The organism is Natrinema sp. LN54 (assembly GCF_052439245.1).
Classification (GTDB): domain Archaea; phylum Halobacteriota; class Halobacteria; order Halobacteriales; family Natrialbaceae; genus Natrinema; species Natrinema versiforme_A.
This window is the reverse complement of the sequence record NZ_JBQVRP010000005.1, coordinates 375,609-386,815: the sequence shown is the minus strand read 5'-3', so window position 1 is coordinate 386,815 and position 11,207 is coordinate 375,609. Positions and strand designations below refer to the sequence as shown.

8 protein-coding genes and 2 pseudogenes are annotated in these 11,207 nt (G+C 56.9%); 2 read left to right on the top strand and 8 right to left on the bottom strand.

Going from position 1 to position 11,207, the window contains the following annotated elements; all coding sequences use genetic code 11:
* Window positions 1-8: 8 nt before the first annotated feature.
* The 7 genes from ACT4ML_RS17060 to ACT4ML_RS17030 form a co-directional block, all read right to left on the bottom strand.
* Window positions 9-644 carry an IS6 family transposase gene (locus ACT4ML_RS17060; protein ID WP_444721936.1) on the bottom strand — a complete coding sequence of 212 codons (636 nt, stop codon included), beginning with the start codon at window positions 642-644 and terminating at the stop codon, window positions 9-11.
* Between the two features lie 203 nt (window positions 645-847).
* On the bottom strand, window positions 848-2,491 hold the full coding sequence (locus ACT4ML_RS17055; protein WP_444721935.1) for an ATP-binding protein: 1,644 nt from the start codon (window positions 2,489-2,491) through the stop codon (window positions 848-850).
* A gap of 54 nt (window positions 2,492-2,545) precedes the next feature.
* The gene (locus tag ACT4ML_RS17050; RefSeq protein WP_444721948.1) at window positions 2,546-2,758 is read right to left on the bottom strand and encodes a DUF7576 family protein; all 213 of its coding nucleotides are present in this window, start codon (window positions 2,756-2,758) and stop codon (window positions 2,546-2,548) included.
* 28 nt (window positions 2,759-2,786) lie between these two features.
* A complete protein-coding gene (locus tag ACT4ML_RS17045) occupies window positions 2,787-3,062 on the bottom strand; it encodes a HalOD1 output domain-containing protein (RefSeq protein ID WP_444721947.1) in 276 nt (91 codons plus the stop codon).
* Window positions 3,063-3,179: 117 nt separating this feature from the next.
* Window positions 3,180-6,275, bottom strand: a complete 3,096-nt coding sequence (locus ACT4ML_RS17040; protein ID WP_444721934.1) for a PAS domain S-box protein — start codon at window positions 6,273-6,275, stop codon at window positions 3,180-3,182.
* Between the two features lie 445 nt (window positions 6,276-6,720).
* Window positions 6,721-7,422, bottom strand: coding sequence for a TVP38/TMEM64 family protein (locus ACT4ML_RS17035; RefSeq protein ID WP_444721933.1), 702 nt, complete (start codon window positions 7,420-7,422; stop codon window positions 6,721-6,723).
* A 258-nt stretch (window positions 7,423-7,680) separates the two neighbouring features.
* Window positions 7,681-8,610: a transcription initiation factor IIB gene (locus ACT4ML_RS17030; RefSeq protein WP_444721932.1), complete on the bottom strand. Its 930-nt coding sequence runs from the start codon at window positions 8,608-8,610 to the stop codon at window positions 7,681-7,683.
* A 162-nt stretch (window positions 8,611-8,772) separates the two neighbouring features.
* Here ACT4ML_RS17030 and ACT4ML_RS17025 point away from each other — a divergent pair.
* Window positions 8,773-9,117: pseudogene (locus ACT4ML_RS17025) on the top strand (PAS domain-containing protein); the annotation flags it as partial.
* Here ACT4ML_RS17025 and tuf read toward each other — a convergent pair.
* Window positions 9,008-10,279, bottom strand: coding sequence for a translation elongation factor EF-1 subunit alpha (tuf, locus tag ACT4ML_RS17020; protein WP_444721931.1), 1,272 nt, complete (start codon window positions 10,277-10,279; stop codon window positions 9,008-9,010). The pseudogene ACT4ML_RS17025 and the gene tuf overlap by 110 nt on opposite strands.
* Window positions 10,280-11,062: 783 nt before the next feature.
* Between tuf and ACT4ML_RS17015 the strand changes: the two are divergent.
* A pseudogene (locus tag ACT4ML_RS17015) lies at window positions 11,063-11,161 on the top strand (MarR family transcriptional regulator); the annotation flags it as partial.
* Window positions 11,162-11,207: the final 46 nt, after the last annotated feature.

Below are 11,207 nucleotides of genomic sequence, written 5' to 3'. Positions count from 1 at the left end.
GGTCGTGTTTAGTTTGTAGCATTCTGCCAGACAGCGAAGGCTTGGAGCCACGATTCTGCGGTTGATGGTTTAGCATGACTGAAACAGTTTGAGAATGAAGAGGTGCGTCGTTTTATCTCTCGAAAGATACGTTCGACAGCGTTCCGATTTCCCTGTTTTTCGTATCGAAATCGGAGTCTGTGTCGGCGGAGTGCTGTCTGGAGATGCTGTGCGCCATCGACGAGAAACACAGCGTTTTCGACATCGTGTTTCTCGATTAGTTCTCGCAGAAAGCGTTCAGTCAATGCGGTCGTAGTCGTCGAAAATAGCCGTATATGAAGAATTCTGTTTGTTTCAGGATCGACTGCAGCATACAGCCAATACTGGTGATCATCGATTCGAATCACGGTTTCGTCGAGCGCAACGTGATTCGGATTCGCATCAGTTGTTGGCTGTAGATCGGCTTTCTGCACCCAATCGTGAACAGCCTTTCGCGAACGCTCGACACCGAACTTCTCGAGTTCCCAAACGGTATTCGAAAGCGATAATCCAGCAAGGTGGAGTCGAATACCAAGCTCCATCAGCCGGCGCGGTGTCCGTTCTCTCTCCACAAAACTCAAATCAATCCAGTCGCTACAACCATTGAGGCGGTCGATTTTTGCCATAGACCAGCACAAAATCGTGCCGCCTCACTTTTCACGCTTAACTAAACACAGCCTCTGGCAGAATGCTACAAACTAAACACGACCGTATGGACGTAACAACAATATATAAGGTAACCAATGTGAATCTCCTAGGAGAGCTAGAATACGATACTACGTGCTATTTGGAAGTTGCTGTTCTTCAAAGCAGCAAATGAGGACATACCCTATATAGGAGAGATTGGAAAGGAAACGAAGAAAGTAGAGCCCTCACCAGGCTCAGATTCGACCCAAATTTCGCCGTCGTGGCGCTCCACGATTCGTTGACAGAGCGCCAGTCCGATGCCTGTGCCAGTGTGTTCCTCTCGACTGTGCAGGCGCTCGAACTCCTCGAAGATACGTTCTTGGGCGTCGGGTTCAATGCCGATTCCCTCGTCCTGAACGGCGATGACCACGCCATTCCCATCTTGGTCGGCCGAGACATGGATGCGTGGTGGCTCATCACCGCTATATTCGAGCGAATTTTCCAACAGGTTCCGAAACAGTTGACGGAACTGATTGGCGTCTCCTTCGACCTGAGGGAGATTCTCAACGGTTATCTCGGCAGTCTTCTCCGCTATTTGCCGCTGGAGGTCTGTCTGTACGTCCGCTAACACGTCGTTCAAGTTAACGGGGCGAAACCGAGAACCGTGAGACTCAACCCGTGAATATGCGAGGAGTTCGTCAATCATGTTGCGCATCCGGTCAGCACCGTTGACGGCGAAGTCAAGAAACTCGTGGGCATCTTCATCCAACGTGTCCCCGTACCGATTTTCAAGCAACCGGAGGTAGCTCGAAACCATTCGTAAGGGTTCCTGCAGGTCATGCGAAGCTGCATAGGCGAACTGTTCGAGGCGTTTGTTCGACTTCTTCAACCGGCTATTCAGGGATTCAAGCTGTTGCTCGGCGTGCTTTCGGTCCGTGATGTCGATGAGCGCCCCTGGGAAGGTCTGAGGGTTTCCGTCGTCGTCATACTCGACGTGGCCACGAGCGAGGACCCAGCGAAGTTCGTCGTTTTCGTTCCAGACTCGGTACTCCTCTTCATACACCTCACCCGATTCGATGGCCTCATCGATTCGGCGTTGGACCCGGTCGCGGTCGTCTTTGTGGATAGAAGAGACAAACTGGTTGAGCGAGACGCCTTCACTGGCTGCTTTCGGGTCGACTCCGAACGTCTCAGCGAACGAGGGCCCGGCGATGAATCTGTCTTCTGGAATGCGCCATTCCCAGGTCCCCACCGCACCCGCCTCGACTGCGGCCTCCATCTGTAATTTGGCGTCTCGCAAGGTCTGCTCACGTTCTCTCTGTGCGAGTTGGGAGTTTACCCTGTTACTGACAAGTTCGACGAGGGTTTTGTCCCAGTCGGAGAACTCCTCGGCCCGTGACTCCATCCCGTAGAAGCAAAACGTCCCATAGACTTCATTGCCAGCGAACACCGGTGACCCGATGTAACAGGCAATCCCCCAAGTGGGGTCCGCTAACTCTGGAGCCTCCTCTTCAACATCTCTCAAAACAAGTGTCTGTTCGGTCTCAACGACGTGCTTGCAATTCGGGAGTTCATCAAGGGGAACTATCTTCCCTGCATGAAGGTTGACATCGGTCGGCACGTCTACCGCTTCAAAAACATAGGAGTCTCCCTCGACGTACGAGAACGTTGCATAGTCCGTTCCAATCGCCTCTCGAACAACCTCTAGAAGTGCGTCGATTTGCTCATTAAATGACTGGTCGGTGCCGGAAATGATGTCTGAGACCTCTTGTAAGGTCCTTTGACGGTATTCAAGTTCAGCCACTGGGTCATCAGGAGGACCGCTTGCGCTGTCCTCTCTACTCATTACTTCTCACGACGAGTAGCAAACTGAAAGACTTGGCCATGCCCACGAGTTCAATCATGGGTCACCTGACTGTTTGGTCCATGCGTTCTTGCACGCCTCATCACAGAACGATCGGATGACCAGCTCCCCTTCAGCATCGGTCTCGGTAACGATCGGACACCACTCGTCGTTGGGAAGCGTCGCCCCACAGGTGGCACACTGCTCGAATTCCTCGCCCAAGCCACTATCTGCGACTGGCTGGCTGGGCTTTTCGTTTGGGTCTGGCATCGGCTTTGGAGTAGTCACACCCACGCAGTCACGCCTCAATATCGCGCTCGGTGTCCGAGTCGGTCAGCGTTACTGTCACCTGATTTCCACTGGCAACGACAACGTCACAACCAGCGAACGTAAACCGAACCGTGGCCGTACCAGAGGCTCTAGTCCGACATCGCGACTGGAAGAGTTGGTCGAGGGCATCCGGATCAATCGCATAGTAGAGTGGCGGGAGATCGAGCGGATCAACGTTCTTGGCGTCGGCTACTGCAAGAACGACTTTCGTGCTAAGTTGTTCGGTGGAGGGATTTGCGCTCACGGAGGGGGCGATATCTGACACAGATAGCTATACGCCCCTGCCGGGGAAGGCGATTTATTGTTGGTACTTAACCACCGCTCGCTCCGCCGCTTATCTATCTAGACCGGGCGCAGTGGATCACGATTCGTCGTAGAGCATCGCGAACAATTCGCGCTGACAGGCACGGAGATGGTGATTGACCGTCGGCTGTGATACGCCCAGCGCGTCACCGATCTCCTCACCGGTACTCTTCCGGGGGGTATCGAAAAAGCCGCTAAAGTACGCCGTCTGGAGGACTTCGAGCTGTCGATCGGTAATTCTGTCTTCGAACGCGGCCTTGAACTCGTCGGGTGTCCGTGCCGTCCGCTCGCGGGTTCGGCGGGCTGTCAGGTCCAAATCGCCGTATTTCGACTGAAGCATCTCGAGGAACTCCCGGACGTCGACCTGCGTCGGAAGGGAGACGACTACCCGCCCATTGTCCTTTTCGGCTGTAACCGTCTGGGGGACTGCCCTGTGGTCGAGCAACGTCGCAACGAAACTCTCCTCAGTTATCGTCGCCTCGAAAACGCATTCGTCTTCGTCTTCGTCCTCGGTGATGAGTCGGAGGTCCGAGACTGCAAATGACTGGTTGACGAACTCTTCGATCACCGCCGGCGCTGCACCGTGAGTGGTGAAGAAGGCGCTGGTAGGCCTGTCTTCATGCGACAGAACGTTATCGAGTTCGAACGCGCAGTCGGCATAGTCGACCAACTGGAGAATCGGGACCTCCCGACCATTGATTTGGAATTCCAACTCGACAATCTCGTCGCTCACGAGCGCTTGCTTGCTCTCGAGGGCGTTGATCGCGTGTGCGACTGTCTCTCCGAGTTCCTCGATAACCTGGGCTTCCATCCCAGTGAAGGTCTCGGGTTGGTCAGCCTGGACCGTGAGAACGCCGTAGAGCGACTCCTCGTAGAGAATCGGCACGCTGATCAGGGACCGATAGCCCCGTTTGAGCGCCTCTTTACGCCACGGTTCGAACGGCGGATCTGACCGAATATCCTGTATCGTCTGCGATTCGTGCGACTGAGCGGCAAGCCCGGCCGGATGGTTCTCCGTCGGGCCGTCGTCGGCGGTGATGGCGTACTCGTCTCCGTACGTGGCGTCGGCACCGGCCCAGGCGACGGAGGTCAACGTCTCGGAGGCCGACTCTCGACGGCCGATCCAGGCGACCCGGTACGGCCCCGAGGCCGCTAACTCGGTGCAGACTGCCTGCTCGATCTCCTCACGTGTCGAGGCGTCGATGAGTGTCTGATCGATGGTCCGGATGATGCTGTTGATCCGGTTGACGCGGGTGAGCGTCTCGTTCTGTTCCTCGAGCGTCGCTTCTCGTTCCCGGAGGAGTTGTTGCCGTTCGACGTGATTCAAGGCAGCTTCGAGATCCGCCGCGACAATCTTCACGAAATCAATCTCCTCGTCGCTCGGAGTATCAACTGACTCGAAGCCGGCGATGAAAACGCCGTGTTTGCCGACTGGAGTGATGATGCCGCTGGTCACCGGATGCTCATCGGACTCTCGATCGAGGTGATCAGCGAGGTCATCGATGACGAGGGGTTCGTCGTTTCCAAAGACCTCCCACGGGAAGTCGGACGTGGGATTGAGGAATGGGACGTTGGACTGTACCTGTGCAGCGCGGGTCGTTTGACCGTGTGGTTGAAGCGTTCCGCTCTCGTCGTCGTAGAGAGCGATCGTCGTGATCGGGAGATCCAGATCACCCTCCGCCGCGTCGATGACAGTTTCACTCACCTCCCGTGCGGTCTCGGTCTCGAGAAGGCGACGCCCCATCTCGTCGAGGGCAGTAAGGCGGTCTTCGCGGCGCTTTCGTTCTGTCAGGTCGCGTGTGATTTTCGCGAACCCACGGAGCTCACCATCGTCGTCGTAGAGGGCGGTAATAACGACACTCGCCCAAAATCGGGAGCCGTCCTTGCGAATGCGCCACCCCTCGTCGGCGATGCGGCCCTGGGCAGCAGCTTGCGCCAGGAGTTCGTTGGGGGAGGCACTCCCCTCGTCCTCTGGGTAGAACAGCGAGAGGTGTTCTCCGAGAACGTCCTCCTCTTGATAGCCTTTGATCCGTTCGGCGCCTTCGTTCCAGGTCTGAATGTACCCTTCCGGATTGAGCATGAAGATCGCATAGTCCTGGACCTCTTCGACCATGCGCTGGAACCGCTCTTTCTCCTGGCGCAGTTGCTCCTCGTATTCGTGGCGCTCGGTCATGTCCCGCGTGACTTTCGCAAACCCGCGGAGCTCACCGTCGTCCTGAATCGGCGTGATCGTCACGTTCGCCCAGAACCGCTCGCCGCTTTTGCGGACGCGCCAGCCTTCGTCGTTAAGGTAGCCCCGCTCTTGGGCCTTTTCGAGGTTTTCCTCGGGGGTGCCAGCTTTGACGGCTTCCTCAGGATAGAATGTGGAGAAATGCTCGCCGACGATTTCCTCCACCGAATAGCCCTTGACCTTCTCGGCGCCCGTGTTCCAGCTCTGGATATACCCGTCAGGGTCCATCATGAAGATGGCATACTCCTCGACGTTCTCGACCAGCAGCCGGAACTGTTCGGTAATATCCCGCTCACGACGGAGAGCCTCTTCCCTCTCGTGGCGGTCGCTCAGGTCACGCGTGATCTTTACAAATCCCCGGAGGTCATCGTTCTCGCCGTAGAGAGCGGTGATGGTGACGCGGGCCCAGAACTTCTTTCCGTCCTTTCGGACACGCCACCCCTCGTCTTCGATCGATCCCTCGACCGCAGCTTGATTCAGTAGGTGATCCGGTTCGGTGTCTGCGTCGTCCGGATAGAACTCCGAGAGGTGTTCACCGAGAATCTCCTCTTCTCGGTAGCCTTTGATCCGTTTGGCCCCCTTGTTCCAGGTTTGAATGTACCCATCTGGATCAACCATGAAAATAGCATAGTCCTTCACCGCCTGAACGAGAGCCTGGTACTCCTCCTCGCGCTCGATTTCGCCCGCCGTCTGCTGCTCATCGGCCGGCTTCCACCAGATACAATTACCAGCCCCGGTTTCTTTGCGCTTCAGCGTGCCCTTCGCGGCTAATGTGGTGAGCTTCTCGGATGCAGCCTTTTGCTCACAGTCAAGCTCATCCGCAACTTCCTTTGTGGTAAGGGGAGTTCCTGCACCCCCTGCGCTGTTGAAAACTTTTCGTATGCCGGCTAGCGACGTCTCTGGGGAGCTACCCGACTCATCCATGCTTGTGCCTGAGTATCGCCAGACGGAAAGACCAACCGCTCCCGGACTCTGGTCATTGTTACTCACCGCTGTCCCTAGATGAGTACCGCGGTAATACTATGTTGTAGGCCCTGAAGGTGTTGATTCCTGTATTCCGGTCCTTGAATGGACAGAAGTTTGTAGACGCTAAGACTGCCCTCTGTATGACTGTTAACCTGATGTCATTCTATACTATATGCTAAAGAAAGAGAGGTACAGTTTATCGGTATTCTTGAAAGTTCTAACCAGTAATAGGTTTTAGCGGTCGTGCTGAATATAGTTGAACGATGTAGCACTATGGGTTGCAATCTACCACACTTCAGTCATAACGCGGGGATAGATACAGTGGCCGAGTTCACACGGACAGACGCTGAGCAGCAGCCTTATCGAGTGGTCGGGCGGTAGCTCGTTTTCAGGTACACGAAAATCAGGACGAAGTTTGCTCCCGTAGGCTGCCTACCAAGTCCCGTATCGCTTCGCGTTTGTAGTAACCGACAGCGGAGGCGACGATCACGGTCCCGATGATTACCACCCCTTTGGTGAACTCACCGCTTGCCAGTTCGCCGCCAGCGTAGACGGTGAGAACGTACGCCGGGAGGCGTCCGACGGTGATGGCGACCATGAACGTTCGGAGCTTCCACTTAGTGAGTCCGGCGAGAAAGCAAATAGCGTCGTCCGGAAGCCCAGGGATGAGGACGAACGCGACGAGGCCCGGAAATCCGACCCGATCAACGAACTCGTCAAAGCGAGCTACGACGTCCTTGTGGAGTATGTCTTCGACGAATGTACGACCGTATCGGTCTGCGAGCAAGAACGCGATTGCACTCCCGATGAGAACGCCGGTGATGCTGTAGGCCGTGCCGGCCACCGAACCGAAAAGGTAGCCGGCGACGAGCGCAACGACCTGCCCTGGGACCGGCGCAACAACCACCTGACCGATCTGGACGAACATGAAGGCAGCCGGTGCGAGAACGCCGAATTGATCTATCCACGTTTGGAGTTCGTTGGGATGGAAAATGAACGGTGCGTATCGTCGAAGCGACAAGTAGAGGAGAACAAACGCAGCCAACAAGAGAACGGTAACGAGGACCCCACGCTTCCGAGCATCAGCCGACGAGAATACCTGCATCTCGAGTCGGACCTTATGGGCTGGAGTATTATTCTTTCAACCCCGGAGCACCAATGCTTCGACTCGTTTGACTGAGCTGCTTCATACGCGTTCTCTGTTCGGTACTGTTCTACCAAAACAACCGATAGCTGACAGAAGGGACCGCATTAAGTCCGCAGCTGTAGTTACCGAATCACCCAATTCATTCTCACCCAGATATCTGAATAAAGAAGCCGTACTACCAACTACTGGTTACAAGCGTCCCTCTGGTTTGCCGTATCAGGCACAGGTATCGATCTCGAGTAACTCGTCTCGTCGACTGCGGAGCGTGTTCGGTGATGTGTCTGCGACATCGGCGATCCGCTGTTGCGAGAGACACAGCCCGACTCGCTGGGCAGCAAGATAGAGACAGCCCGCTGCGACGCCACTCGGCCGGCAGCCGACCGTCAGTCCGTGTTCACGTGCCGCCTGTGCGAGCTCGAGCGCTCGTCGACGAACATGATCTGAGACCTCGAGTTCTGTCGCAAGCCTCGGAATCCGATCCGTTGCTGCAATCGGCTGTGTCGGTAGCTCGAGTTCGACGTTCATCGCGTTGTAGGCGGAGGTGAGTCTCTGTTGATCACAGCGTGCACAGGCTGTGACTTCGGCCCGTGATCGTCCGAGTCCGTTACACCGAGACGTGGCGTAGACACTGGCCGCGGCCACCGCCTCGAGCGATCGTCCACGGCAGAGCTGTTCGGACTGTGCCGTTCGGAACAGCGAACACGCCTGATTCCGGATACTCTGTGCGAGGCCGAGACTCGCAACGACCCGCCGGATTTCACTGAGACCGTAGGCGAGGTTCCGTTCGGCTTTTGACTGCCACCGAGCACGGGACTGTTCGCGACGCAGTCGGTTCAGGTGTCGGCGCTTCCTACTTGAGAGGGTGTTTCCGTTCGCGTCTCGCTTGTATCCGATCTCAGTGGAGAGGCCGCGATCGTGGCATGTGGGTGTCAGCGGTGCGCCGGTTCGTCTATTGGATCCTTGCTCGTCACGTCTCCCCCAGTCCGGTCCTCGGTCGAGTTGGGTCTCCTCGAGGATAAGTCCACAGTCCTCGCAAATCGTCTCACGATCAGTAGTTCGAACGCTGCCGCCACAGTCCGGGCAGTCAGTTACAGTCGTCTGGACGTCTTCATCGAACACAGTCGTGTAGATGTCTCTCGTTGCCATCGATAACTCCGAAGAGGACAAATCACTGACCGTCGGGAGCGACAACGGGAGCTGGAACTACGACATCGGGCCCTCGAAGAAGCTGCCATCGGAATCACCATCAGCGATCCGTCTCGGGAGGACAATCCGCTGATAGCTGTCAACGAATAGTTCGAGCGGCTCACCGGCTACGACGAGGCAGAGATCGTCGGCCGGAACTGTCGATTCCGTCAGGGCGAGGCCACCGATTCGGAGCCGGTCGAGGCAATGCGAACGGCGATCGATGAAGCGCAACCGGTCACCGTCGAATTGCGGAACTACCGACGGGACGGCAGCCAGTTCTGGAACCGCGTCTCCATCGCGCCGGTCCAAGACGAGACAGGCGCTGTCACGAACTATGTCGGGTTCCAACAGGTTGTCAGGTCCGCTCGTGGACTTCGAGGACCTTGCCGGCTGCGATGGTCTGACCCATGTCGCGGATGGCGAAGCTCCCGAGTTCTGGGATCTCGCTGGACGGCTCGATGCTGAGGGGCTTTTGCGGTCGGATGGTGACCACAGCAGCGTCGCCCGACTGGATGAAGTCGGGGTTCTCCTCGGCGACCTCGCCGCTCGAGGAGTCGATCTTCTGGTCGATCGACTCGATCGTACAGGCGACCTGTGCCGTGTGAGCGTGGAAGACTGGCGTGTAACCTGCGGTGATTACGCTAGGGTGTTGCATGACGACAATCTGAGCCTGGAACGTCTCAGCAACGCTTGGCGGATCGTCGGCGGGGCCACAGACGTCACCGCGTCGGATGTCGTCCTTGCCGATGCCGCGGACGTTGAATCCGACGTTGTCACCGGGTTCTGCCTTGGGCACCTCTTCGTGGTGCATCTCGATCGTCTTGACCTCGCCGCCCACATCGCTGGGCTGGAAGGAGACGTTGTCGCCGGTGTTGAGGAGGCCGGTCTCGATACGTCCGACAGGGACGGTACCGATACCCGAAATCGTGTAGACGTCCTGGATCGGAAGTCGCAGCGGTGCGTCCGTTGGCGGCTTCGGTTCGGGAAGATCGTTTAGCGCCTCAAGCAGGATTTCACCGTCGTACCAGGGCGTGTTGTCGGAGTGCTCGGAAACGTTGTCTCCCTCGAAGGCCGAAACTGGAATGAACGATGCGTCGTCGGTATTGAACTGGACCTGCTTGAGTAACTGCTTGACTTCCTCGACAACTTCGTTGTAGGTCGACTCCTCGTAATCGGGGATATCCATCTTGTTGATGCCCACGATGAGTTCGTCGATCCCGAGGGTCCGAGCCAAGAAGACGTGCTCCTGGGTCTGGGGCGCGACGCCGTCGTCAGCGGCGACGACGAGGACGGCGTGATCGGCCTGCGAGGCCCCAGTGATCATGTTCTTGACGAAGTCGCGGTGTCCGGGCGTGTCGACGATGGTGAAGTCGTACGTATCCGTCGAGAACTCCTGGTGAGCGATGTCAATGGTGACACCGCGTTCGCGTTCCTCGGTGAGGTTGTCCATGACGTAGGCGAACTCGAAGCCACCCTTGCCTTTCTCCTCTGCTTCCTCGCGGTGCTGTTCGATGACGTGCTCGGGTATGCTCCCCGTCTCGTAGAGGAGACGTCCTACAAGCGTACTCTTCCCGTGATCGACGTGGCCGATAATGGCCAGATTCTGGTGGGGTTTATTTGTGCTCATGATGAATCGTCTCGGGATCCGTCATCTGAAATACGCGCTAGACACTGGTAAACCCCTACCAGGATGTACTGGAACGTTCGATTGAGAGGAACGACGGGCTCGGCTATCTACCTCGAGTGGGGTCGGTGGCGCTGGTGTCTCACAGTGATCGATGAACTCGTCGGCCTCAGAGCCATCCGATCTGCTCTCTTCGACCGAGTCGTACGAGATTTCGAGTCGACCACCGTCTCCACGCCACTTCGGCTTGCCCCGAACTGGCAACCGAAGTCGTTCGTACGTTCTGAACTCGTACTTGTCTTTGAGATCCATGCCGATGCGAATCTCCAGACGGGATCGCTCGTTCCATTGCAGCGTGTACGAATCGTTGTGGATGTAGGTGCGGAGCTCTCGGCCATCGTCTTGATTCTCCCGTAGCTAGGGACTCGGATCGTACTCTGGATCAGTGGGCGGCAGCGGCGAGTGGGACGGGCCGTAGAGAAACACCCATCCAACCGGCCACATCGACCGGCTTCCCACCCGCTACCCTAGTGGGCTCAGAAAGGGTGAAGCTGTCTCGGCTGGCCCCCGACCCCGTAAGCACCGCAGGAACGAGGCACGCAGTGTGGGTCACGGGATGTCGAGCGGCCGAGGGCTTTCAGGAAGGGTCTCGGATACCGGCCGCGATTCTACTGCACGTTCGTTGAGCAGGACTCTTCGTCAATTAGGACGTCGACGTTCTCCGGCGTCACAGTAAGTCAAATTCCTTCCACCGTGAGCTGTATTTCTACGTCCCCATCCGACGACCTATTCGTCCATCTCGGCAACGGCATCTACGACATCACTCGTCAGGGAAAACCGTATCTCGCTGGCGAACTCGATGCTTGGGATCTTGCGGCTGACTGAACCCAGCTAGCGACAACCCTAGATCGAAAACCAGCTAGTTGCCAGT